The sequence below is a fragment of the Micromonospora sicca genome (assembly GCF_003172935.1).
Taxonomy (GTDB): domain Bacteria; phylum Actinomycetota; class Actinomycetes; order Mycobacteriales; family Micromonosporaceae; genus Micromonospora; species Micromonospora sicca.
Genome location: NZ_QGKS01000450.1, coordinates 16180 through 39272, shown reverse-complemented (window position 1 = coordinate 39272; position 23093 = coordinate 16180). Strand labels below are relative to the sequence as shown.

General features: G+C 67.6%; 17 protein-coding genes and 3 pseudogenes. 8 read left to right on the top strand and 12 right to left on the bottom strand.

Features of this window, described 5'->3' with window-relative positions; all coding sequences use genetic code 11:
• Positions 1 to 30: 30 nt before the first annotated feature.
• Both DKT69_RS33615 and DKT69_RS41535 read left to right on the top strand, forming a co-directional pair.
• The gene (locus DKT69_RS33615; protein WP_109805438.1) at positions 31 to 969 is read left to right on the top strand and encodes a cyclase family protein; all 939 of its coding nucleotides are present in this window, start codon (positions 31 to 33) and stop codon (positions 967 to 969) included.
• Positions 970 to 1304: 335 nt separating this feature from the next.
• Positions 1305 to 1556: pseudogene (locus DKT69_RS41535) on the top strand (site-specific integrase); the annotation flags it as partial.
• Positions 1557 to 1807: 251 nt separating this feature from the next.
• On the opposite strand, the gene DKT69_RS33605 reads toward DKT69_RS41535, so the two are convergent.
• Positions 1808 to 2524 carry a DUF8691 family protein gene (locus DKT69_RS33605; protein ID WP_109805436.1) on the bottom strand — a complete coding sequence of 239 codons (717 nt, stop codon included), beginning with the start codon at positions 2522 to 2524 and terminating at the stop codon, positions 1808 to 1810.
• Here DKT69_RS33605 and DKT69_RS41660 point away from each other — a divergent pair.
• A pseudogene (locus DKT69_RS41660) lies at positions 2521 to 2674 on the top strand (site-specific integrase); the annotation flags it as partial. The gene DKT69_RS33605 and the pseudogene DKT69_RS41660 sit on opposite strands and share 4 nt — an antisense overlap.
• Before the next feature lie 572 nt (positions 2675 to 3246).
• On the opposite strand, the gene DKT69_RS33595 reads toward DKT69_RS41660, so the two are convergent.
• The 3 genes from DKT69_RS33595 to DKT69_RS33585 form a co-directional block, all read right to left on the bottom strand.
• The gene (locus tag DKT69_RS33595) at positions 3247 to 4551 is read right to left on the bottom strand and encodes an Nramp family divalent metal transporter (protein ID WP_109805434.1); all 1305 of its coding nucleotides are present in this window, start codon (positions 4549 to 4551) and stop codon (positions 3247 to 3249) included.
• Positions 4552 to 4554: 3 nt separating this feature from the next.
• Positions 4555 to 4791, bottom strand: a complete 237-nt coding sequence (locus tag DKT69_RS33590; protein ID WP_201749991.1) for a hypothetical protein — start codon at positions 4789 to 4791, stop codon at positions 4555 to 4557.
• Positions 4792 to 5019: 228 nt separating this feature from the next.
• On the bottom strand, positions 5020 to 5928 hold the full coding sequence (locus DKT69_RS33585; RefSeq protein ID WP_109805433.1) for a ferritin-like domain-containing protein: 909 nt from the start codon (positions 5926 to 5928) through the stop codon (positions 5020 to 5022).
• Positions 5929 to 6204: 276 nt separating this feature from the next.
• Between DKT69_RS33585 and DKT69_RS33580 the strand changes: the two are divergent.
• A pseudogene (locus DKT69_RS33580) lies at positions 6205 to 6543 on the top strand (transposase); the annotation flags it as partial.
• Between the two features lie 517 nt (positions 6544 to 7060).
• On the opposite strand, the gene DKT69_RS33575 reads toward DKT69_RS33580, so the two are convergent.
• Both DKT69_RS33575 and DKT69_RS33570 read right to left on the bottom strand, forming a co-directional pair.
• The gene (locus tag DKT69_RS33575) at positions 7061 to 8200 is read right to left on the bottom strand and encodes a low temperature requirement protein A (protein ID WP_236648513.1); all 1140 of its coding nucleotides are present in this window, start codon (positions 8198 to 8200) and stop codon (positions 7061 to 7063) included.
• Positions 8201 to 8444: 244 nt separating this feature from the next.
• Positions 8445 to 8633, bottom strand: coding sequence for a hypothetical protein (locus tag DKT69_RS33570; RefSeq protein WP_236648512.1), 189 nt, complete (start codon positions 8631 to 8633; stop codon positions 8445 to 8447).
• A gap of 228 nt (positions 8634 to 8861) precedes the next feature.
• Here DKT69_RS33570 and DKT69_RS40365 point away from each other — a divergent pair, with 228 nt between their 5' ends.
• The gene (locus tag DKT69_RS40365; protein ID WP_109805431.1) at positions 8862 to 9779 is read left to right on the top strand and encodes an efflux RND transporter permease subunit; all 918 of its coding nucleotides are present in this window, start codon (positions 8862 to 8864) and stop codon (positions 9777 to 9779) included.
• 313 nt (positions 9780 to 10092) lie between these two features.
• On the opposite strand, the gene DKT69_RS33560 is transcribed toward DKT69_RS40365, so the two are convergent.
• Positions 10093 to 10836: a TIGR03560 family F420-dependent LLM class oxidoreductase gene (locus tag DKT69_RS33560; protein ID WP_109805430.1), complete on the bottom strand. Its 744-nt coding sequence runs from the start codon at positions 10834 to 10836 to the stop codon at positions 10093 to 10095.
• Positions 10837 to 11100: 264 nt separating this feature from the next.
• On the opposite strand from DKT69_RS33560, the gene DKT69_RS33555 reads away from it, so the two are divergent.
• The 3 genes from DKT69_RS33555 to DKT69_RS33550 all read left to right on the top strand — a co-directional run bounded on the left by DKT69_RS33555 (position 11101) and on the right by DKT69_RS33550 (position 12240).
• Positions 11101 to 11511 (top strand): cupin domain-containing protein, encoded by a 411-nt coding sequence (locus tag DKT69_RS33555; protein ID WP_109805429.1) that lies wholly within the window; start codon positions 11101 to 11103, stop codon positions 11509 to 11511.
• 217 nt (positions 11512 to 11728) lie between these two features.
• Positions 11729 to 11890, top strand: a complete 162-nt coding sequence (locus DKT69_RS38700) for a hypothetical protein (RefSeq protein WP_161557999.1) — start codon at positions 11729 to 11731, stop codon at positions 11888 to 11890.
• Between the two features lie 41 nt (positions 11891 to 11931).
• Positions 11932 to 12240: an integrase core domain-containing protein gene (locus DKT69_RS33550; RefSeq protein ID WP_236648511.1), complete on the top strand. Its 309-nt coding sequence runs from the start codon at positions 11932 to 11934 to the stop codon at positions 12238 to 12240.
• Between the two features lie 287 nt (positions 12241 to 12527).
• Here DKT69_RS33550 and DKT69_RS33545 read toward each other — a convergent pair whose 3' ends face one another.
• The 5 genes from DKT69_RS33545 to DKT69_RS33525 form a co-directional block, all read right to left on the bottom strand.
• Positions 12528 to 13610, bottom strand: coding sequence for a glycoside hydrolase family 130 protein (locus tag DKT69_RS33545; RefSeq protein WP_109805444.1), 1083 nt, complete (start codon positions 13608 to 13610; stop codon positions 12528 to 12530).
• The gene (locus DKT69_RS33540) at positions 13607 to 16810 is read right to left on the bottom strand and encodes a heparinase II/III domain-containing protein (RefSeq protein WP_109805427.1); all 3204 of its coding nucleotides are present in this window, start codon (positions 16808 to 16810) and stop codon (positions 13607 to 13609) included. Before DKT69_RS33540 ends, DKT69_RS33545 begins: the two co-directional genes overlap by 4 nt.
• Before the next feature lie 36 nt (positions 16811 to 16846).
• Complete coding sequence (locus DKT69_RS33535; RefSeq protein WP_109805426.1) at positions 16847 to 18118, bottom strand: AGE family epimerase/isomerase; 1272 nt, start codon at positions 18116 to 18118, stop codon at positions 16847 to 16849.
• Between the two features lie 48 nt (positions 18119 to 18166).
• A complete protein-coding gene (locus DKT69_RS33530; RefSeq protein WP_146231276.1) occupies positions 18167 to 20224 on the bottom strand; it encodes a hypothetical protein in 2058 nt (685 codons plus the stop codon).
• Between the two features lie 181 nt (positions 20225 to 20405).
• Positions 20406 to 23087 (bottom strand): hypothetical protein, encoded by a 2682-nt coding sequence (locus DKT69_RS33525; RefSeq protein WP_146231275.1) that lies wholly within the window; start codon positions 23085 to 23087, stop codon positions 20406 to 20408.
• Between the last annotated feature and the right edge of the window lie 6 nt (positions 23088 to 23093).

Sequence of the window (23093 nt, the reverse complement as noted above, 5' to 3'; positions counted from 1 at the left end):
GTCGATGCTGGGATGACGGCAGGGCGACCGATGCCGACACAGGACGACGTGCTCGGGTACTTCAACACGCTGTCGAACTGGGGACGGTGGGGCGACGAAGACGAGCTCGGAACTCTGAACCACATCACCGACGACGTCCGGCTGGCGGCGGCGCGGGCCGTGCGCCACGGCAGGAGCGTGTCCTGCGCATGGGAGGTTGCCGTACCGGAAGACATGGAGCGGTCGACGACGACGTGCCCGTGCGCCGCCGACATGCCGGGTGCCGACAACATGCCGGTGCCCGGCTTCCACGCCGACCGGCGCTGGGGCTTTTCGTCCGAGCGGCTCGGCATCACGTTCCACGGCAACACCCTCACCCACGTCGACTCGCCGTGCCACATCTTCTGGGACGGCACGATGTACAACGGGCGGTCGCACTCGTTGGTCGACGCCGCAACGGGATCGGCGTGGGCGGCCGTCACGGCGGCGGCGAACGGGATCATCACGCGTGGTGTCCTGCTGGACATTGCGAGGGCCCGGGATGTGCCGTGGTTGGAACCGGGGCAGGGTGTGTTTCCCGACGATCTCGAGGAGGCCGAGCGTCGCCAGGGTGTACGGGTGCGATCCGGCGATGCGGTACTCCTGCGGACCGGCTATGGCCGCGTCCGGCACGAGGCCGGTGAGGCCAGCGGTTTCACGCAGGCCGGCTGGCACGCGTCCTGCCTGCCGTGGCTACATGAACGCGACGTCGCGCTGATCGGCGCTGACACCCCCCAGGACGTTCAACCGTCGGGGTACGAAGACGTGTTGATGCCGGTTCACGCCGTGAGTCTTGTCGCGATGGGTCTGTGGCTGCTCGACAACTGCGACCTGGAGGTGTGCGCGACAACGGCTGCCGAGCTCGGCCAGTGGGACTTCCACCTCGCAGTCGCGCCGGTCCGCTTCGCCGGTACGTCCGGCAGCCCGGTCAACCCGATCGCCACATTCTGACCGCGGTTCACGAGGGGGTGCGATGCCATGAACGGCCCGACCCGCACCTGGAGCGTGGTCGGTGAGGACACGCCGTGCTGGTCGGGAACCAGGCGGCACGAGCGCCTCAAGGCGTGCGCGGCGCAGGCCACGGCGAGGTGCTGCCGCCACGATTCCTTCGCGAACCTCGGCAGGGCCAGCACCAACTGACCGAACACCGCGTCCCCGGTCACGGCCTGCTCAAACCCGAGCACCCGGTAGGCATGGATCAGGACATCCACCAGATAGCGGGACGGGAGGTGCAGACCTGGCTCAACAAGGTCGCGAAGACGTGCCAGTGCTGCGCTCAGGGAAAGGGCTGGGACAAGCCGTGCACCACGCATGGCGAACCATTCTGCGAGGGCTGCCGCGACCACCACGACATCAACCTCGTCATCGACAAGCAGCTCCAGCGGGTACGCGGCCGGCTGCTGCACCGGGCCACCAAGACGGAGGAGTCCGACGCCCCCCTCCCGCTGCCGACCATCTGCGTCACCGCACTGCGGCACCGCCACAGGCAACAGGAGACCGCAAAGGAGAAAGCCGGCGACGCCTGGCACGACACAGGAAGCTCGGCGAGAGCCTCGATCAATGAGGGTTCCTGTACTTCGCTGCTGTACAAGACCAGAAAGGCCATCCGGAAGATCCCGAATGGCCTCTGACCTGGGTCGGGACGGCCAGATTCGAACCGACGAGCCCTTGATCCCCAGTAGTCCGGCGGCCCAGCGGCATGCTCACGGCACGTTTGCCCAGGTCGCCTCGCAAGCGTCCCGAGGCTAAGCGATGCTTGCGAGCGGAAAGTTCAGGGACATCGGGCTGGTCACCGCCACCGGGTTCCGGTGGCGTATACGTAGTTCCGCCACACGTACCGCCACGGGGTGACGGCGAGGATGACGACAACCAGGGAGCAACTGACCACGGTCTCGGTCGTGGCCGCGTCGAGGTCACCGGTGATGGCTTGGGGGAGGGCGACCAGTGCGAGCCAGAAGAGCTTCCAGAGCGACTCGAAGAGCAGCACGGGAAGCAGCTTGACCGGGTAGCGCAGGCCGAGGAACGCCAAGAGGGACATGGCGGTCAACATGCAGAGCGTCACGCCCTCGTAGAGCGGCAGGGTGGCGACGTCGGGCAGGAGCGGCCACTTCACCAGGGCGAGTCCGACACCCATCAGGAGGTAGCCGGCGCGCATCAGGTGCAGGCGGGTCAGCGACAGATCGGGATGGATAGCGGGTGCGGCGGCAGTGATGGTAGCCATGGGATTCACTCCTGGTCGAGGCGGGATGGTGGCGGTCGCGCCGGAGTAGGTGATCGGGGCGTGGGTCAGCCCCGTCGCCTGGACCCGGGCGGTCCATTGGTGTTGCTGTTCCTGGGAATCGGGGTCGCGCGCGGCGTCGATGGAAGTGAGGGAGATGAGGGTAACGCCGAGGTCGCGGACCTTGGTGAGCAGGCCGTGCAGCTCGGCCTGGTGCCTCACGGCAGCGCGAAGTGTGGTGGTGCCGTCGTCCTCGCCGGTGAGGGCGAGGCCGCCGAACCAGGTCACCGGTGGTCGACCTGGACGTCCATCCCCGGATCGCGATAGCGATCCTGAGACACGCGAGCTTTTCGATCACGATGGAGATCTACAGCCAGGTCTCGTCCAAGGCTACCCGCCAAGCCCTGCGGGAAATCGGCCGAGAGCCTGGATCAATGAACCATTGCTGTACTTCGCTGCCGTACAAGATCAGAAAGGGCCACCCGGAGAATCCCGGATGGCCTCTGACCTGCGTCGGGACGGCCGGATTCGAACCGACGACCCCTTGACCCCCAGGACGTTGGGGTAGGAGATCCACCAGCTCACAGCCACGTTGTACCTCCGATCGACGCTCAGCGGCGAGCGGTCTGTTCGGCATCGCGCATGCCATGTGGTCCCCACCTGGTCCCCCGGATCCGAGACGGCAAGGGCCAGCAACATGGCGTGAGCAACTCGGCATCCGGGTCCCGGTACACCGGGCCCAACTCGCGATGGGCCTGGATTGCATGGTGGGTCAGATGGGCGGGGCGGGTGGCTCGGGTTCTCGGCCGCGGGCGTGCCACGCGTCGGAGCCGGCGATTACGGCCAGTACCACGGCGGTGGCGGCGCCGGCGGCCAGCGGTGACGCATATCACGTGGCACTGCGTCCGGCTGTGCATCCAGTGGTGGCACACCCAGGTGGCCATGCTCCTGCTCGTCAGCGTGGCGGTCACCCCGGTCGGCCTCGCGGAATGGTGGCGCTGTGACCCGGATCAGCCGAGGAACGTGACGTACAGCAGGTACACGTTCAACACGATGATCACTGCGGCGATGCCGCCCGCGATCGCGGTGGTGACCCGGTTGTTGACGAACGAACCCATGATGTCCGCACGCCGGGTGAGCAGCAGCAACGGCACCAACGCGAAGGGGATGCCGAAGGACAGCACCACCTGGGAGATCACCAGGCTGTCCGTGGCCGGCAGGCCCAGCCCGAGCACCAGCAGCGCCGGGAGCATCGTCAGGCCGCGCCGCACGAACAGCGGGATGCGTCGGCGGATGAAGCCCTGCATGACTACCTGGCCGGCGTACGTGCCCACGCTCGACGACGACAGCCCCGAGGCGAGCAGCGCCGCGGCGAACGCGAGTGCCGCGCCGCCGCCGACCAGCTGGCCGAGCCCGGCGTGGGCGGCCTCGATCGAGTCGACGTCGGCGTGCCCGGTGCGGTTGAACATCGAGGCCGCGATCACCAGCATCGACAGGTTGATCACGCCGGCCGCGCCGAGCCCGATCACCACGTCGAGCCGCTGGAAGCGCAGCAGTTCGTGGCGTTCGGCGTCGTCGCGGCAGGCCACCCGCGCCTTCGTCAACGCCGAGTGCAGGTACACCACGTGCGGCATCACCGTCGCTCCGATGATGCCGGCCACGACCAGGAGGCTGTCGTTGCCGGCGAGCCCGGGAACCATCCCGCCGGCCACGCCGACCGGGTCGGCGCCGACCACGGCCAGGTCGTAGAGGAAGCCGAGGAACACAATGCAGAGCAGCCCGACGATGGCAAGCTCGAAGCGGCGGTAACCGCGCTGCTCCAGGGCGAGGATCCCGAACGCCACGACCGCGGTGATCAACCCGGCCGGGAACAGCGGCACGTGGAACAGCAGGTTCAGCCCGACCGCGGCGCCCACGAACTCGGCCAGGTCGGTCGCCATCGCGATGACCTCCGCCTGGACCCACAGGCCGCGGGACACCGGCCGCGGCAGGTGCTCGCGGCAGAGCTCCGGCAGGTCCCGCCCGGTCGCCACGCCGGCCTTGGCCGACAGGTACTGCACCAGCATGGCCATCAGGTTGGCGACCACGATCACCCAGGCCAGGGTGTAGCCGAACCTTGCGCCGGCGGTGAAGTTGGTGGCGAAGTTGCCCGGGTCGATGTAGGCGACGGCGGCGACGAACGCCGGACCGAGCAGCGCCAGCACGCCGCGCAGCCGCCCCCGGGAGAGGAGCAGCTGCAGGGCGCTCAGCTCGGCGACGGGTGCGGCGGGCTCGGCGACGGCCGGTGGCCGGCCGTCACCGAGTACGGGGCCCATGGCTCACCCGACCGACGGACCGAGCCGGAGCGGCTGCGGCGTGCTGGAGTCCGGCGACGGCTGGTGCAGGCCCTGGTCGAGCGGCCCGAACTGGGTCATCAGCGCCGGGCTGCCACCCCACGGCGTCTGCTCCTCGGCGACCAGCGTGTTCGTGGTCAGCAGCAGGCCGGCGACCGAGGCGCCGTTCTGCAGCGCCGACCGGGCCACCCGCAGCGGATCGACGATGCCCATCTCGAACATGTTGCCGAACCTGCCCCGCAACGCGTCGAACCCGTCGTCCGTGGATCGGGTCGAGTTCGAGGTGCATCATGTGCTTCCTGTCGGGTCGTTGCCCTTTGGGGCGAAGGAGGCGATCCGGTGCCGCTTGGGGTGGAGTCGTGGCGCTGGCTGTGTGCCGGGCGCAGGGCCGTCCGGTACCGGCCCGGGAACACGCACCGCAGTGCGCCGGGACCGCGGCGATGGCCGTGATTAGGCGGCAGACCCGCCGCTCATCGCGATGTCGCCGTTGACGCCGGAGGGATAGAAGCCGCCGGAGTTCGCCGGACTCGCGTTGAGGTACACGATATTCAGGACCGACTGGGCGGAGCGACCGTAGGCGATGCCGTTGGCGTCGGTGGGAATGAGGTTCGCCTCGGTGTTGCTGCCGATACCCTGGTCGTCGTCGACCGGTCCGTCGAGACTGTTGCGGGCGTCGGAGAGCTTCTGCACGCCCGCGAAGACGGCGTCGTCGATCATGCCTTCGTTGTAGAGCGCGGAGCGGACGATCCCGGCGTGGTACGCCTCCGTGGCGAGCAGACCCGCGGCAGCGTCCAGGTATGTCTTGTTGGACAGCAGCGGTGCCGCTCCTTTGAAAGCGGAGACGCCGACGTCCTCGAACAGAAACGCGGCGAACAGGAAGTTGAGATCGTTGGCGTACGGGTCGAACATCTCGCCCGACTTGATGAGCCCGGCCGCGATGGCCGCTGCGGTGAAGCTCGTGTCAAGAGAGATCGCCGGACGGGAAACGGCATGCTCCCCGAGGGCGGACCGCAGGAAGGCCACATGCTGCCGCTCGTCCGACGCGATCTCCCGTGCGAACTTGCGCACTACCGAGTTGCTGAAGTTGACCATGCCCCCACCGGTCACCTCACCCCGGGTGCCGGTACCGGTGGTCATCTCGTCGGGCAGTCCCTGCCCGGTCGTCGCGCGAAGGTAGAACTCGGCTTCGAGGTATTCGAGGTTGAGGGCGAAGTTCAGGATCGTCGCGTCACTCGGCCCCGAGCCGTCCGGCGATTGCGCGGCGGGGTTCGTCGGGTCCGTCATCGACGCGAGCTTCCGTCGATCGTCATCCGACTCCGCGCTGCGCGACACCGCCTCTTTGATGAACTTCTTTACCATCGAAAGTCGACTCCCGTTTCGATGCACGACACGCCGGGTACTCCATCGATGTGGTCGCCGGTGCGCCGCGCGCTACTGCCATCGGCGCTGACGCTAATGCGTGGCTATTTCGGTCGTACTCCTTTCCCGACACTTCACCCGCAGGAGGTGCGCCGGCGGGGATGGCCGCACCACGGCGCGGGCCAACCAAGAGTGATGGCAGATAGAACCGACGACGATCGCGAACTTGTCCTACGACGAGTGGATCCACCGTGCCGTGACATCGTCCGGACGATCTTCGACCAGCCCGACGCGGATGCCGTCCACGCCCAGTTCCAGCGAGTCCTGGCCACGATCGAAGAGAAATTCCCGACCGCAGCCCAGCACCTCGACGCAGCCCGCGACGACCTGCTCGCCTTCACCGGCTTCCCGCGGGAGATCTGGCGCCAGATCTGGTCCAACAACCCACAAGAGCGGCTGAACCAGGAGATCCGCCGACGCACTGACGTCGTCGGCATCTTCCCCAACCGGGCGGCGATCATCCGCCTCGTCGGCGCTGTCCTGGCCGAGCAGACCGACGAATGGACCGAAGGCCGCCGCTACATGGGCCTGGAACTGCTCAACAAAGCCCGCCTCATCCCTGCCCACCCCAACCAACACGACAGCGACCTGGGCGACCCCACCCCGATCGCCGCACAACATCAGAACCGATCCCGCGATGGCCGTCTCCTACACCACCAGCGCGGACGTGACCCCATCCTGGAGCCGGAGCGCCCCCGCCGGAGGCGCAGTAGCCGCAACCCCGCGACCGCCGCCAGGGCGCCGACGCGGCCGGCGTGCGCTCTCCTACGCCGCGGGTCCTGGGCCGCGTGACCCGGCCGGCTGCGGGCCCACCACCCCAACCATCAATGGTCTGTCGTTCTGCGGCGGCCGTCCGGGCTTCCCGCTCTTCGCGCCAGCCGCCGGGCGTCAGGCGTGACGGCCGCAGAGCGGCAGCGGCAGCGGCCGGCGCGCGCCCAGGCGGCGGCGCGTGCGGCCCGTTGCGGGCCGCCTTGAACCCGTACAGAAAGCTGGCACAACGTGCCGGCGGACAGCCGGCGGCCGGCCGGGATTCTGTGTGGATCGGACCGGGGGGGTAGCTGCCCGCGACATGTCACGATGGTGCGCCTGGTGGCGACGGTGGTTCGGCTGGATGTGCTCGAGCGCGAGTGGCGTCGGAGATGGCGACCCCGGCGAGGACTGCGGTGGCGGCGAGGGCGACCAGCAGCGGCGGCAGGAGGAGCATCGCCGGTGTCAGGGCGGCCAGCACGACCAGGCCGATCGGCCGATCCCGGGATACGCGGGCGAAGACCGCGTACTCGAAGCCGGCACGCCCGGCGAGGAAGAGCGCGGGTCCGCCGAGGATGACGGCGATCCAGGCCGGTTGCGTATGTCCGAACGGGTGGGTGATGACGAGTTCGTCGCCGACGGCGGTGACGACGATGCCGGCCACCATGACCAGGTGGGCGTATGACGTCGATCCGGCAAGGCGGGCCGGTTCGGGGGCCGCTTTGATGGCTACGGCCGCCAGTTCCCCGGCGCGGTAGATGTAGATCCGCCACAGCAGCACGGTGGTGGCAATCGCCACGAGGAACGCGGCGGTCCGGTCGGGCGTGAAGGCGGTGCCGCGAAGCGCCAGTCCGGTGACCAGGATCAACTCGCCGAGCGCGATGATGTAGAACTGCCGGTAGCGCTCGGACAGGTGTTCGGCCACGGTCGGCAAATCCGACGGGGGCGTGCGGCCGATGCCCGGCGTGGGGTAGTAAAACGCGTATGCGGCGTAGTCCAGGGCCACCGCGAGTGTCCACAGCGCCACACGCGCCGTCCCATGCGAGAGCGCCCCGGCGATCCACGGCACCGCGGCCACGCCGTACCAGAACAGTATCCGCCCCGAGGTGCGCCGCGGTGCGTGGCCCCGCAGGGCGATCACAAGGAAGATGTTGGTGCCGATGAATAGGGCGACGAATACCCCTGCGAAGACCAGGCCTTGCCTGCCGAACGCGTCGGGCAGCGCGATCGCGATCACCAGGCTGCCCACCAAAGTCGCGATGACCAGCAGCTGTATCGCCGGTTGTTGCGGGTCGAACCTGTCGGTTATCCACGCCGTGTTGAACCAGACCCGCCATACTGTCAGCAGCAGCAACAGCGTCTGGAAGGCGCCGCTCCAGGTGAGATCCTGGATCAGCGCTTGCGAGAGTTGGGTGAGCGCGAAGACAAACGCCAGGTCGAAGAACAGTTCCAGGAACGTTGCCATCTGCGGATCCCCAGGCATGCGCAGCAGCTCGCCCGCCCTGTTCGTCGTCATCGGCTCGCCCGTTCTGTCGCCTTCGTGGCAGCGTTGAAGCAGTCGTACCACGCTGCCGCGCCTCCCGGTGCCGACAAGACGATGCCCAGGGTTCTCGCAACGAGTGATGAGCTGACGCGGCGTGGCGGGTGGCCAAGCAGTTTGGGTGAGTCTGAATCGAGAGTCATGCCCGCTCAGGGCCCCGGTAAAGTCGTCAGGTGATGCCGAGTAGGGCCAGGGGCCGGGTGCTGTCGCGGGCGTGATGTCGGTTGGCGGCGGCGATGTTGGCGATTCCGGCGGTGCGGAGGGCGCCGATGGCGGCGTTGCGTAGGGCGGCCATGACCTCGGGCCCGGTTCCGGTGCGAATCTGGCAGCGGTCTTCGTCGTAGGTGACGTCCCGCACCCAGTGGATCTTGTTTTCGATGGTGCCCCTGCCGAAAACCCCATCCGCCCTGGTGAGGACCGGTGCGTGGGTGTCGGAGCCGTTGGCCCGGTCGCTGGGCGCTGAGCCTGGGCGTAGCTGGTGATCGATGCGGCATGGGCTGCCGTGCTGCTGCGACTGGCGTACCTGGGCATGACGAACGCGTTCGCGGTGCTGCGACTGCTGCCGATGAGCGACTGAGACAAGGACGTGGAGATCCTTGCCCTGCGCCATCAGATCACGGTGCTGGAGCGCCAACTGGGCAAGGATAAGGTGCGCTTCGACGCCCAGGTGCGCCTGGCCGACGTCGCCGACGTGAGGGTCGTGGCGAAGCCGGAGGTCATCACCCACGACCAGGTCTCCCGCAGCATGGACGTCGTCGCGAACGTGCGCGGGCGTGGTCTGGGCACCGTCACGAGTGAGGTCACGGATCGGCTCGCGCAGGTGACCTTCCCCCGTGAGCACCATCTGGAAGTGCTCGGAGAGGCCCAGGCGAAGGCAACGTCCGACTTCCGCGTCTGGACCTTCGTGATCGGCGCCGTGATCCTGATCTTTCTCCTGCTGCAGGCCGGTTTCGGTAGCTGGCGGGTGGCATCGCTGTACTTCCTGCTCCTACCGACGGCACTGGCGGGCGGGCTGCTGCTGGCGGCTCTCGACCGGTCGGCCGTCTCGGTGGTCGCGCTGCTGGGGCTGCTCACCGTGCTGGCGATGGCCGTACGGGGCGGCACCCTGCAAATTAGGCGGTACCAGCGGCTGGCCGACGAGGGTTACCCCCACGGTGCCGAGCTGGTCGAGCTCGGGTCGCGGCAGCAGGTCATCCCGGCCGTGACGGGCATGCTGGCGGCGGGGTTGGCGGTGGTCCCGATGGTGGTCTACGGCAGCGTCTCCGGCCTCGAGATCGTGAGCCCGCTCGCCCTGATCATCCTTGGTGGCCTGGTCACGACGGCGCTGTTGAACCTGCTCGTGCTGCCCGTGCTGTACCTGCGGTTTGCCGTCCGAGCGCAATCACTGGAGCCGTCCGGACCGGTGCCCGCGCACAGGCCGCGCCGCGCTTGTCGGGCCGGAAAGCTGGTCGACCCCGGCTCCGGCCTGAGCGGATTCAGGAAGGTCCCATGCACAGACAGGTAGGCGACGACACAGTGGTCGGTGGACGGCAGCGATCCTGCTCACGTTGGCCTCGGCGGCAGCTTGCAACGCGCCCGCCTCGACCACCGCAGCAGGCTCGCTGCCGGTTGCCATCGTCGTTCCGGTCGTGCTCGGTCTGGTGGCCGCAGGTGCCAGATACCGCATTCGGCGCATGGGTTGACGGGAGGAACTCACACTCGAATTCAGAGTTGCCGACGAACAGCTGAGGGCGCCCGACCCAGACCTGCGGTACGTCGTCAACGCGGCCGTGCAGCACGAAGCGTGACGCTCGCCGCCGCGCGGACCATCGAGCCGGTCAGGCGAAGTCGGTGAGCTTCGGCAGGAGCCGCTCGCCGACCTGCTCGGTGAACTCGACCGGGTGCCGGTCCGGGGTCACCTGGACCTCGGTCACACCGAGTGCGGCGTACTCCTGAGCAGCGGCGAGGAAGGCATCCGGCTCGTCCAGGGGCGGCACCCGCATCACGACGGTCTTTTCGATGCTGTCGTAGTCACGCCCCTCGGCCTCGCAGTGCGACCGGAGCACGTCGAGCTTGTGGCGCAACTCGTCCGTACCGAAAAGGTTGCACGAGTCGGCGTACCGGGCGACCAGGAGGAGAGTCTTCTTCTCCCCGCCGCCGCCGATCATGATCGGCGGGCGGGGCCGACGGATCGGGGCCGGGACGCTGAGGGTCTCGGCCAACCGGTAGTGCCGGCCCTCGAAGGGACCGTTGTTCTCACTCCACATCTGCAGACAGATCTGCAGCGTCTCCTCGAGCCGCTCGAACCTCTCGCCCACGGGCACCACCGGCACGCCCAGACCACGCTGTTCCCGCTCGTACCAGGAGGCGCCGATGCCCATTCGGGCACGACCGCCGGGGAGCACGTCCAGGGTGGTGACGATCTTCGCCAGCAGCCCCGGGTACCGGTACATCAAGCCGGTGACCAGCACACCGAGCGTCATCCGCTCCGTCTGACCGGCGACGAAGCCGAGCGTGGTGTACGCCTCCAGCATCGGCTCGTCGGCCGGTGCCACGGCCTCCATCTGGAAGTAGTGGTCCATCACGTGAACGAGGCGAAGCCGGCATCATCGGCGATCCGCACGGTCCGGGCCAGGGTGGGTGTGATCAGGTCCGGCTCCGGCGGGGTGGTGAAGCTCCAGTAGTGCCCCCGCCGTGAGCGTCACCTCGTGCAGGAAACCGTCCCAGCACCGCGGCTCGGGCGACCGGATCTCCGGCGCGGCCCTGGGTAGGTTCGCCGCGCAGACTGTCACAACCCGGGAAGCCGTCTTGTCGTTCCTCTAGACAGTCGCTGTTTGGAGGAATAGATGAGCGCTGAACACACACACCTGCCCCCAGGCGTTGAGGTGATCACGACCCTGCCGGAGGCGACGTCCCGGATCCCGGCTGGCGCCGAGGCCAGGACCATCCGGGTCACCCTGTCGCCCGGTGACCCCGGCGCACCGCCGCACCGGCACCCCGGGCCGCTCTTCGGCTACGTGACCCAGGGCGAGATCCTCTTCGAACTGGAGGGGCAACCGCCCCGGGTGCTCAAGGCCGGTGACGCCCTGTTCGAGCCCGGGGGCGACGTGATCCACTACCAGGGCGCCAACAACCTTCCGGACGCGCAGTCGCAGCTGGTGGTGACCATGTTCGCGCCGCCGGGTACCCCGGTTCTGACCGTGGTCAGCGCGGAGGAGCTGGCCGCACGCCGACACCTACGAGTTACCCAGCCATGATGACCACCAGTATCCCGGATCTCTCACGCCTCAGGGGCCTTGATCAACACTTAGCGAGAGACCGAGGCTAATCCTTGGGCCGGCGGCGGATGGACCTTCGCCGGGCGTCATGAGCGTTCTGCCCGGCGGGCAACTACTTGGGCGGTAGGGCCACGCATCGACCCGGCGACGTCGGCAACGCACTGATGCCGATTACGGCTGCTCGAGAATCCCATAAGTGCAGTTCGACCGCCGGCTCGCGGAGGCCGTCAGCCGCGTCGACGTCGACAACAAGGGACTCACCGCGATGCGGACCCGCTTGATCGAACTCCAGACGGAGAAGGCCAAGCTCTGCGTGTCGTTGACCTTGGCGACCGCGCCGAGCAGTTCAAAGTCCTGATCCGGGACCGGGCCGGGCAGTTCACGGCCGGCTTTGACGCCGTGCTGGCCGACGCTGGCATCACCGTATGCAAGATCCCACCGCGCAGCCCCCGAGCGAACGCCTATGCCGAACGGTTCGTCCTCACCGCCCGCAACGAGGTCACCGACCGCATGCTCGTCTTCGGTGAGCGACATCTACGCCGAACACTCGATGAATACGCCCGCCACTACAACAACCGACGTCCGCACCGCGCGCTGGCGCTGCAGCCTCCACAATCCGACCGCCCCATCATTGACCTGACCCACGAACGGATCAAGCGCCGCCCGATCCTCGGCGGGCTGATCAACGAGTACGAACGAGCCGCGTAGAAGGCCAGGTCACCATCGGCTCAGGGTTTTGGAACCCCACGGGCCAAACTGCGCCGCTGCCCCCGCCGCGCGACTGCAATCGTGTAGGCCATCCTCGTCCTGCACTGCGTCGAGAGGAGTCGCTACTCAGGGTGAAAACCGCTCAGTCCGGTGCCGAGCAACGCCTTCACCGAGTTCGAGACGTCCCTTCCCACGGTCGCCTGGTACGACGCCCCGAAACGCCTACGCATCCGATGGGAGCGCCGCGACGACATCCAATGAGGCCTTCCTCGCCCTCGCCACCTGCATCAAGTACCGGCATGTCGCGCGACTTCGTTAGGACCATCAAGACGCGCCACCCCGATACATCTGTCGGCCATGCCATAAAAGGCGTAGCGCTTCCCGCCCACCTCCTCCATGGCGGTGGGAAAGACGACGTTGTCGACGGTGCCGAGACGCTCCGCCGGCGTTTCCGGCACGAGGAGCGGCTGCGGTGTACGGGCCAGGACCTGTGTCACGTCGTCGGGGTTGAGTAGCATTGCTCCAGCCGCGTACCTGACCTTGGTCTGCGGCTCCCACCCGGAGGTGAGCTCTCCACTGACGCCGTGGTGGATCAGCAGCCAGCCCTCGTCCACCCGAATCGGCGGCGGCCCGGCCCCGATCTTGAGCGATTCGTAGTCATAGGCGGGAAGTGCCACCAGGCGGTGCTGCCGTAACGCGACCAGGGCGGCCAGCTCCCGATCCACGGCCTCGGCCGCGGCGAACGACACCCAGATGCCAGGGCGCTCGTCGGTGACGTTGGCGGGCAGATGCGTCCCCTCGCCATCCCGGATCCAGGACAGGTCCCACATGGGGCGGTGCAGGAAGGCGTAGCTCGGGGTGCCGTCGGGGGCCGCGACGGGCTCCGGGAACAGCACCACGTCCTTGTTCGGGAACAGGTTGAGGTCGGTGTTCAAGTCCGACTGGTACGCGAAATGCATCGGACCGAGCCGCTGCCAGTGGACCAGGTCCTCGGAGACCGCCAGGGCGGGCCGAGGCCCGAGAGGGCCCAGAGCCACGTACGTCATCACGTGCCGGCCCAGCCGCGGCACCCAGGTGATCCGAGGATCTTCCACGCCCGAACCGGTCTTGCCACGCTCCCAGCCCTCGTCCGGTGCGAGCACCACGCCTCGGCGGCGGACCCCTACCGGTATGCCGTCGTCGAGCATCACCTCGGCCAGGCCGACCCGAGACATGTTGCCCTTCGCGACCAGCCGCGGCAGCAAATGCAGCCGCCCGTCCGGGGTACGTCCGGCGGCCGGGTTGAGCACACCCTCCCGCTCGTACGGCTCGGACGGCTCCGGCGTCATCACCGTGCCGAGCCGGGTAAGCGTGTACGGAACGGTGCTCATCGGGTCACCGTCCACTCGCGGGTCAGCGGAATCCGCACCTGTTGCCCGGCGGCCACGTCGTAGACGTAGCCCTTCGTGAAGTCTGCCGGGTCACGGTAGCGGCGGACGGTGGTGGCGTCGCCGATGTCGAGCACCAGTCGGGTGTCGTCGTCCAAATGGGCGGCCACGATTTGATAGCTGGCGTTACGCTCGCCGTCGTTGTCGACGTAGATGTAGATGTAGCAGCCTTCTAACTCGGCGGGTTGTTCGCCGTGGGACAACGTCCGATCGAGCGTCACCACCAACTGATTGGATGTCGACAGCTCCCGGGTGAAGTCGGCGAGCTTTCCAATGATCGCGCCGTGACCGGCGGACAGCTGCGGCAGTGGACCGAGCATGGTCCCGTCGTGATGGCAGGCGTATTCCGGTTCGCCGTCCCGCAATGAGTAGACGCCGAACGATCCGCGGAACAGGAAACGGTCGTCCACGCGCAGCAGCACGTCCGGCTCAGCACAGCTCACCACGTAGTCGATCCGCCCGTTGACCAGCTCCACGCGGACCGCGACCGCCTCGTGCTCGGCGACGGCGCCGGTCATCGCCGTCACCGGTACGAGACGCACCGACCGTACCGACCGAGTCCCGACGTACGGTTCCAGCAGGGACACGAACTGGGTGGCCAATTTCGTACCGGAACGGTGGGCGATCAGATAGCGCAGCTTCTTCGGATTGCCGGGCTGGTTGCGCGCCGGTATGCCGTCGGCCAGCGCCACGTCGTCCACGGCGGTGAGCATGGTGAGCCGTAGGTGCAGATCGGGATCGGTCTCGTGGACGTCCCAGGTGTCCCGCACCGCCCAGTCGACGCTGAACACGGGACTCGGCGACCCGTCGCGCTCCACGTTGAACAGCCAGTCGAACCCGTTGGCGTTCGGACGGGCCCGCGAGTTGTCGGGTGGCGGCTGCACGTCCGCGCCGGCGTAGGTTCCGGTCGACTGTGGCGTCAGCGACAGACCCTGGACGCTCGCGGGGCCATCCGCGCCATGGAAGGAAAAGTGGTGCTGCTCGCCGCCAACGACGCGGAATACATCGACGTAGTACGAGTTCGTCTCATCGATGTCGACCATCGCGGTCATTCGCCGGTAGCTGCTGGTCTGCGGATACACCTCGGGCGCGGCGATATCGAACATCCTGACCCGATCCGTGACGGCGAGGCCCTGCGGACGCCCGACCCAGTGTTGCTGCTGGCGGCTCGCGTCGACCACCACCGTGTTGTGGGCGATGGTGTTGTGCTGCCACTCCACCTCGCGGGCGCTGCCGTCGGCGGTTTCCGGGTAACCGAGGTCCGGGGCGAGGTCTACCCCAACGCCGTACAAGCCGAGGTTCAGCGCGTCGGAATGTCCGTGGCCGTGGTTGCGGCCGTAGTACGACCACGCACCCCGCATCGTGCCTGCTCGCCCGGTCCGCAAGGCGGCGAACCCGAATCCGGTCAGGTTTTCGCTTGGCAGGTTCAGCTCGCCTCGATCATGGACGATTTGACGAATCAGATCCTGGGCGCCCGCGACGTCTAGACTGAACTGGCTGCCGTAGCTGGAGTCGATGTCGCCCTTGCTGAGCAGATGTGTGATCTGCGCGTATTCCGGGTTGCCGTAGCGCTCGAAGTAGGCGAAGTACTCGTTCGGCCCGGCGAAGAGATCCGGTTGGCCGGTACGGCCGGTGTCGCCGATGCCCGGCGTGTAGCGGTTGAGCATCCAAATTCGGTGTCGGCTACCCACGAGTTTCCGCATCTTGGGGTGCGCGTACAGGTTCGCCCGGTCATAGCCGTCGTAGTCGGACAGGATGTCGGCGACGCCGCGGAGTTGACTGAGCCAGAGCTGGTCGTACTGCGCGGACCCTTCGTTGCCGAAGCCGTCGCGGTCGACGTCGTCCACCAGTGTGGCGTAGACGTTGCCGCCGGTGAGCCGGATGTCGGGGTCGTATACGACGCCACCGCTGGCGAAAATCCAGTCGATCCACTCCCTCGACGCCTGCGGGTCGTCGAGCACCACCGCGGCCGTCGCCAGGGCACTCTGGTGCATCCCGAAGTTGCCGCGGATCTGCGCGTCCTTGACCGCCGGGAAGATCACCCGGTAGAGACCGTTCTCGATGTTGCGGCGGACGGCCGCCGGGGAGTCCTTGGGCGGCAGCCCGTACCGCTGCGCCTGCTCGGACAGGAACGGCACCACGCCCGCCTCGTCGGTCTCGGCGATCGCCGGAAAGAACGCGTCGTAGACGCTGAGCAACTCGCGGGTCAGGTCGCAGTCCCAGATCGAGCCGACCACCTTGCCCTTCCCGCTCAGCCCGTCGGAGACCAGATACCCGTCCTGGCGACGGTATGCGCCGGTGTCCATCGCCGGGAACACGTCGGCGACCCGGTCGAGCAGGATCAGGCCGGCGTGCGCGTAGCGCAGGTCACCGGTGCACAGGAACGCGTCCCGCAGATAGATCAGCCCGGCCCAGATCAGCGAGGGCGCCGTGGTCACCGCGAACCAGACGACAAAGAAGTTGTAGTATGCGACGAACGTCCACTTGTCGCCGTTGTCGTCCACCCAACCGAAGCCGTCGTCGACGCCCCAGTTCGGGCCACGCTCCGGGTACAGTTCGTTGATCAGCAGGTTACGGTCAGCCCGCTCCCGGTGGAACTGGCCCTGTTCGTCCAGGCCCGAGGCATAGAACTTGGCGAAGTCGTTGGTGGGGAACACATCACCGCTGATCGGGTCGACCAGCTTCCAGGGGCGGTTGAACGGGTCGACGCGCCAGGGCTGGCGGCCGTACTTGTAGATGGCGGTGCCGCTGGTGGGCGAGCCGAGCGGCTCGTTGACCGCGTAGCTGCGTGGCAGGCCCTGACCGGTCACGCTGTTCCACAGCCACTCGTCGCTCTTGTCGAGCCAGGGTGCGGCCTGCTTGACCCGCTCGTCGCGCAGCGCCCGCGCCCAGCCGTACTGCTCGATGTTTCGGCGCAGCGCGGCGACCTTCTGCGGCGTGTACAAGCTCGGCTTGGTTTTCACCGGGTCGACCACGGCGGCCGAGGCGGGACGCGCCCCGCTGAACGTTCCCAGCGTCCCGGCCGCGACGACCAGTCCGGAATAGCGCAGCAGGTCGCGACGGCTCAGGGTGGGCGCGAGCAGGCGCCCCGGCCAAAGGTGGTGGCCAGCCGGACCGGAGGGGAAATTACTCCTGTTCACCATGGTGGTGCTCCTGTCTTGCGGTGCGGTAACGGCGGGTCAGGGACAGCAGGACGTCTCGGCGTGCTCGTCGAGTCGGTCCTGGCGCAGCGCGGCCGCGATGCCTTGATCGGCTGGAACCCGGGCCACCAGGGTGGCCTGAAGCGCGTGGTATAGGTCGGGCTTCCCCTGCCACACGTCGTCCATCAGGTGGTGGTTCCGGTCGAGCTGGTGATGCCATCCCCCGAGGTCGTGGTCGATGAAACGGTGGTGCGCGTACTCCCAGAACCGGCGGTACCACCGCTCGTACGATCGGTCTCCGGTGACCCGGTGCAGGTATGCCGCCGCACCGATCGCCTCCGTGGTCACCCAGTGATAGCGGTCGAGGTTGGCCGGCTGGCCATGCCAGTCCACGGTGAACACAAATCCCCCGTCGGCGGGATCGAAGCCCTCAATGGTCGCCTGGTCGAACAGCCGGGCGGCAGACTCGGTCATCCAGCTCCGCCCCGCCGGGTACACGGCGGAGAGCTGCACCAGCAGCTTCGCCCACTCCAGCCAGTGCCCGATCGTGGAGCCGTACGGGCGGAACTGGTTGCCCGGCTGGTCCCGGTTGTAGTCCGGGAGCATGTTCCATGCGGTGTCGTAGTGTTCCGGAAGCCGCCACTCGTTGTGGGGCGCGAACTCGCCGATGAGGCGCTGCACCACGGATGTCGCCCGGTCGACGAAGATCCCATCGCCGGTGGCCTCGGCGGCGGCGAGGTGCGCCTCGGTCATGTGCATGTTGCTGTTCGCGCCCCGGTACGGCTCGGGGTTGCTCCAGTCCCGGTGATAGCGCTCGGCGAACAGGCCGTGTTTCTGCTCCCAGAAGCGAGAGTCGATCACGGCGGCGACGTCGTCGAGCAGTTCCATTGCCCGGGCGTGCCCGGCCTGCACGGCACTGCTCGCCGCCAGCAGGACGAACGCGTGGCCGTAGCCGTCCTTGGCATCGTCGAGCGGGCCGCCCGGCCCGATGGACCACAACCACCCGCCGTGCCGCCGGTCGCGCAGGTTTTCATCGAGGAAAGCGAGGCCGTGCTCGACGATGTGGTGCGCACCTGGACGACCGAGCAGTTCGGCGATGGCGAAGCAGTGCACCATCCGGGCGGTCAGCCAGAGGTACTTGGGTTGACCCGGCAGCGGTTGGCCGTCGGAGCCGAGCCAGTGGTAGCCACCGGACGGGTCGATCAATGTGCGCTCGTAGAAGCGCAACAAGCGGTCCGTCTCACTCTGCAGCCACCGCCAGTGGCTGCGACTGGTCAGCCAGCAGGGTCCGTCGTCGGTCAGGTCTGCCACGTTCCCTCCGGGTTTGTGTCGAGGCTGCAGAGCGAGACGCCGGTACGGTCAGTTCCGCCCGGTCAGGGCTTCGCTGGTGACGACGGTGAACCCGCCTGGTGGGACCGGCGCGTCGACGCTGCCCGAGCGCCCGTACGCGGTCCGGACGAGTCGGCCGGCGGTGTCGTACGCCCGCGCGGTCACCGGGCCGTCGTCGGGCAGGGACACCGGGCGCGTCTCCCAGCTGTGGGAAAAGCTACGCAGCAGGGCTTGGGCGGCGTTTGTGTCGCCCGCGACATGCCACTCCACCGCGGGCTGGACCAGAACGCCGTCCAGTCGGATCTCGTGGCCCGCCTGCCCGGCGTATCCGATGTCGATGGTGAGCTGGCGCTGGGTCGCGTTGACCGGCTTGTCGAGCGTGACGACGTCGGGGTAGCCGGGCTGTGGGGTGACGCCCTTGTCGCCCGCACCACCGACGTCTACCGACGCCAGCCGTTCGTTGTTCGCCGACACCGTCAGCGCGGCCGCACCAGTGGGTATCTGCATCCGGGTGAAGGCCGGCATCAACAGGTAACGGCCGTCCCGGGGCACCTGGACGGTGAGCCGCACCGTGCCGCCGGGCCGCAGAATCACCTCTTTGCCACTGCACCAGCCCTCGGCGACCACGAACTGGCAGGACTCGCTCAATGTGGTGTCGCCGGAGCGGGTTCCGTCTTCCGCCTCGGCCTGTTGCCAGGTGTACCGCTCACCGGGACGCCAGGCGAGCGCGCGGCGCGCCAGGTCGGGGTTGGCGTCGAGCAGCAGCATCGACATCACGGCGTGTGCGGTCTCGGCGCCCGCGTTGGTGTTCACCCGGCCGTTGCCTTCCAGACCGTCGAACAGCCGCCCGGTCTGCGGGCTGTACATCTGCGCCGAGCCGTAGTTGTCCCCGAAGTACCAGGCGGCGGCAAGGCCGGCGAGGTCACGAAGGCTGTCCCGGTGCGCGAGGGTCCCGACCTTGTAGAGGTTCTGGACCAAGCTGTCCACCGAAAATCCCCACTGGACCCTGAGTGCCGGAGTGGGTGCCCAGAAGGCGTCGGGGCCGCCCTGCGCGAGGACGTGAGGCGCGAAGCGGGCCATCGACGTCGCGGCGGCCTCGACCCAGTCCCGCCGCTGCAGCACCGCCCCGGCCTCGGCCAGTACGCCGGGCATCATCGAGCCCCAGCCGTGCCAAACCGCGCGGTAGCCGGGGTTGGGCATGATAGCTCCGAACGGCCAGGTGTACGCATCGCCCAGCGCCATCTGCGTGAGCCCCTCGGCGAACTGGGTGGTGATCCTCTCGGCCCGGGCCCGCAGCCGCCGGGTCCCGGCGTCGGATGCTCCTACGGTGGCCTTCAGGTAGGCGATCAGGCCCTGCATCGCGTCGGCGGTCGCACCGGCGTCGCCGTACGGCTCGCAGTAGCAGCCCGGGATGAACCAGCGGGGCCGGCGCAGCCCGTCGACGACCTGGTACTGCCCGTACTTGTCCAGCACCTCGCGATCCAACGCGTCGAAGGACAGGGCCAGCCGGTCGGCGAGGAAAGCGGCGAAGTCCGGGTCGCTGTTCTTGAAGGCGGCGTATCCCTCGCCGTACGCCCACATCCCACGCGCCAGGGACCAGTTGGCCTGCTCGTCGTTGCCATCATGGGGCTTCTGCACGTGCTGCAGCGTGCCGTCCGGTTGCATCCAGATTTCAAAGTTGCCGCGGTTGGGTCCGGCGAGTGTCTGGAAGTACGCCGTGCCGCGCAGCAACTGATAGGCGTGCTGGCGGCTGTGGTCGTCGCCGTTCAGGCGCCAGTGCCGCAGGTAGGCGACCGCGTTGCGGGTGATGTCGTCGGTGTCGAACGTTCCCTGCCCCCAGGTTTTCGTCTGTGCGTCGTACACACCGCCGCCGAGCCGGGTGTAACTGTCGTCTGGATTGTGCTGGGTGTACACCCACACGACCCCGAGATCGGGTTCCTGCGCCAGTCGATAGGTGGTGTGGTTGGCCTGTTCCGGCGGGTCCACCGTGTCGTACAGGAAGTTCAGGTGGTCGAGGTTGGCCAGCCGCCCGGGCTGCGGGGTCTGTGCGTGGGCGGCAGGGCTGGCGGCCTGCAGCAGACCGGCCATCAGGATCATCGTGGCCGCCCAGGCGGTCCTGTTTCTTGTCGTCCTCATGTTTACTTCCCTCTTCGAAGAACGCGTGGTCGACCCGCACATCGAGGTAACGGCGGGACCAGGGTGGATCAGACGGTTCAGGCAAGTGAGTGCCATGGGGTGAATCCGATTTGTATTGCGATCGGTCATCGGTTCACCCGGGAAGTTGCTGACGACCAGCGATACAGGGCTGCGGAAGGGCGATCGTCTCGCCCACGGGCAATCGAAGTCGCTGGCACGATTCGACGGGACTGATGAGACTGCCGGACAAGCGGAGCTCGGCCGCCGCGGGAGCGATGTTTTCGTTCAGTCGCCGACCAAGGATTCTGATCCCGTCCAGACCGCCGGTCTCGCCGGGCAGAGCCACGAAGTGTGGCCAGCCCAGATCTGCACGGTACCCGTTCTTCATCCACACCGCGTCGATCACCGTCATGGCGGCAAATGACGAAGGCCGTACACCGGTTGGTCGGATGGTTCCCTCGTGGGGCACATAGCTCTCGGCGAACATGTGCGCCCGCACGATGTCGCGAAGATAGGCGTTGGCCAGGACGGCGGTCCGCTCCGGCATGCCGTGTGCGAGTAGACCATAGCTGGCGAGACTAAACTCGGGGTACCTGGTCTCGGTAAATCCCGCGAAATCGTCGGTGGGATCGTAGCTGGCGTCGAACCGGTTCGTCAGACCGGCGGCGTGCTCGCTGTCCAGCAATTCCACGTTCAGGCCGATCGCCACGTCGAGGTCATTACCACGGCAGTCGCCCCGATAGTTGCACCGCTCTTCGCCGACGAAGTGGTACTGCACCGGGTCGCTGGTCGAGGGCCAGAGCCAGCGCAGGTAGTTCTCGAACAGCTGGGTACGTTGTTGATTCCAGAACTCCACCTCGCCCGGAATCTTGAGGATGCCCGCGATTTCCCGTGCGTAGCGCATGTCAACCAGCAGCGACACGACAAAGTCCGAGTCCCGCTCGTTGGGGAAGTCGACCGCAGGATCCTCGCCGCAGCAGATCCATCGGGGATTGTCCCGTTCCCACAGCAGATGACGTTTGAGCGCTGGATAGAAACTGCGCAGCGACGCCTGATCGCCCGTGAGCCGGTACAGCACGTCAGCCGTCTGCGCCTTGCGGGAGGGCAGGCTCTCACCGCCCATCTCCCCGTCGTGGCTCACCAAGGAGAGCAACCCTTTGTACGCCTGCCATGCGAGGTCGGGATCGACGTAGGCGAAAAACTGCATCTCGAGGACGCTTTCCCACTGGGCGGAGGGCTTGGCGCCAGGAGCGCCGAAGTTCCAGAGCGACGCCTTCCCGTTGGCGATCTGCGGATAGTGGAAGCCGGTCTCGGGCATCGGCGGCAGCACATTCGACGCGATGTGAACCCACGCCGTGTAGTACTCACGGCGCACCTCGTCCGGCGTCACTCCGGACGCCGGGACGCCATGTACGGCGAAGTCGTGTGGCTGCGGGACGCCGGCGAGAAGACGGTCCCAGAAGCGGGTCTGCTCGCTTACGGCGCCTCGCCACGTCCCGTCGAGGACAGGTCGACTCGCTCGTTCCCGGGCGAGCGCGCCAGCGTTGTCGCCCGGCGCGAAGGCGATCGACATGCCCAGCTCCGCCGGACCAGATCGACGGGCCACTGGCAGCGGGATGTCGACCGACCAGAAGCCTTCGCCGTCCACCTCCTGCGAGGGGTTCTGGAGCAGGAAGTCGACGGCGGACCGATACAGGCGCGGTTCCCCCGACAGTGGCAGGGAGAAGCTGACCGCATAGCTGTAGCCCGCTGAGGTGACCGTCAGGGTGCGGCTTTTCCGATCCCATGAGGGTTTGCCGGCGAATTTGCCGGCCACGGTGACGACCGGGACGGGGTTACCCTCGCCTGACGACGGCTGGAGGTCGATCGAACGGACCACCGTGTCACGGTCGTGGAACGCATCGCTGCCACTGAGCGCCACGCCATTCGGGTACGTTGCGTGGAAGGGCAGCTCGCCGGGCAGCCACTCCGTCTCGAACGAGGCCGCAGTCTGCATCGGAGAGTCCACGCCCACGATGCGCAGGTGATCCAGGTAGGTGGGTCGCTCCTGGTAGATCGCGACGAAGCTGAGCCAAAAGCTCTTCGTTCCGTGCCACCCCGTGGCCCTTGGAAGATCGAAGGTGAAGGCGCCCGTCTGATCGGTATCGCGCTGCAGGAAGATCAATGGCGACTGCGCCCCGTCCCTCACCTGAAGCGACCACTTGCCTTCCGTTCTGGGCACCGTGATCTGCAGGAACGGGGTCTGGTCGACGTTGATCTCCAGAGAGCGGGAGATCGATGCGGCGATCGTGTCGTGGACAGTCAGCTTCGCCTGCCCGTCGATCAGTTCGGTGGAGAGTTGCGGGCTGACGTCCCACTCTCCGCTGAGGGTGCTGAAGTCGTCGTCGAGCGCGCTTCGCAGCCGCGGTGTACGTTCTCCGTCCCGCATGTACAGAGACGCTGCCTGTGGGATCTCTTCCGCTCGGTCGCCGACGTAGTAGCCGACGTTCATTGGCAGCTGGGGGCCATTGCTGTACGCGGTCGGTTTCTCCATTCCCGGTGTTCGGTTGGCCCCCAGCAGGTTGAAGTTGTAGGGGTTGACGACGACCCGGCTGCCGGGAAGGCTCATCCAACGGCGCTGGTCCGGCCCGGTGTCCCTGAGCGCTTGAACGGTGGGTGGCTCAGCGCTCGCCGACTCCCCCGTGGAGGACTGCGAAGCCGGCCCCGTGCCGGGACTGACCACTGCTCTGGCGGTCACGGGCGCCGACAGGACGACCAGCATCGCCGCCGCCGGCGAAAGGTAACGATACCTTCGTGCGCGCTTGGTTCGCGTCATACCCAA

What these genes read in the sequence shown, in the direction of transcription:
- DKT69_RS33615 (WP_109805438.1), top strand. Translation starts at nt 31, where the DNA reads ATGCCGACACAGGACGACGTGCTCGGGTACTTCAACACGCTGTCGAAC.
- DKT69_RS33595 (WP_109805434.1), bottom strand. Translation starts at nt 4,551, where the DNA reads ATGGGCCCCGTACTCGGTGACGGCCGGCCACCGGCCGTCGCCGAGCCC.
- DKT69_RS33590 (WP_201749991.1), bottom strand. Translation starts at nt 4,791, where the DNA reads ATGTTCGAGATGGGCATCGTCGATCCGCTGCGGGTGGCCCGGTCGGCG.
- DKT69_RS33585 (WP_109805433.1), bottom strand. Translation starts at nt 5,928, where the DNA reads ATGGTAAAGAAGTTCATCAAAGAGGCGGTGTCGCGCAGCGCGGAGTCG.
- DKT69_RS33575 (WP_236648513.1), bottom strand. Translation starts at nt 8,200, where the DNA reads ATGGCAACGTTCCTGGAACTGTTCTTCGACCTGGCGTTTGTCTTCGCG.
- DKT69_RS33560 (WP_109805430.1), bottom strand. Translation starts at nt 10,836, where the DNA reads ATGGACCACTACTTCCAGATGGAGGCCGTGGCACCGGCCGACGAGCCG.
- DKT69_RS33555 (WP_109805429.1), top strand. Translation starts at nt 11,101, where the DNA reads ATGAGCGCTGAACACACACACCTGCCCCCAGGCGTTGAGGTGATCACG.
- DKT69_RS33545 (WP_109805444.1), bottom strand. Translation starts at nt 13,610, where the DNA reads ATGAGCACCGTTCCGTACACGCTTACCCGGCTCGGCACGGTGATGACG.
- DKT69_RS33540 (WP_109805427.1), bottom strand. Translation starts at nt 16,810, where the DNA reads ATGGTGAACAGGAGTAATTTCCCCTCCGGTCCGGCTGGCCACCACCTT.
- DKT69_RS33530 (WP_146231276.1), bottom strand. Translation starts at nt 20,224, where the DNA reads ATGGCCGGTCTGCTGCAGGCCGCCAGCCCTGCCGCCCACGCACAGACC.
- DKT69_RS33525 (WP_146231275.1), bottom strand. Translation starts at nt 23,087, where the DNA reads ATGACGCGAACCAAGCGCGCACGAAGGTATCGTTACCTTTCGCCGGCG.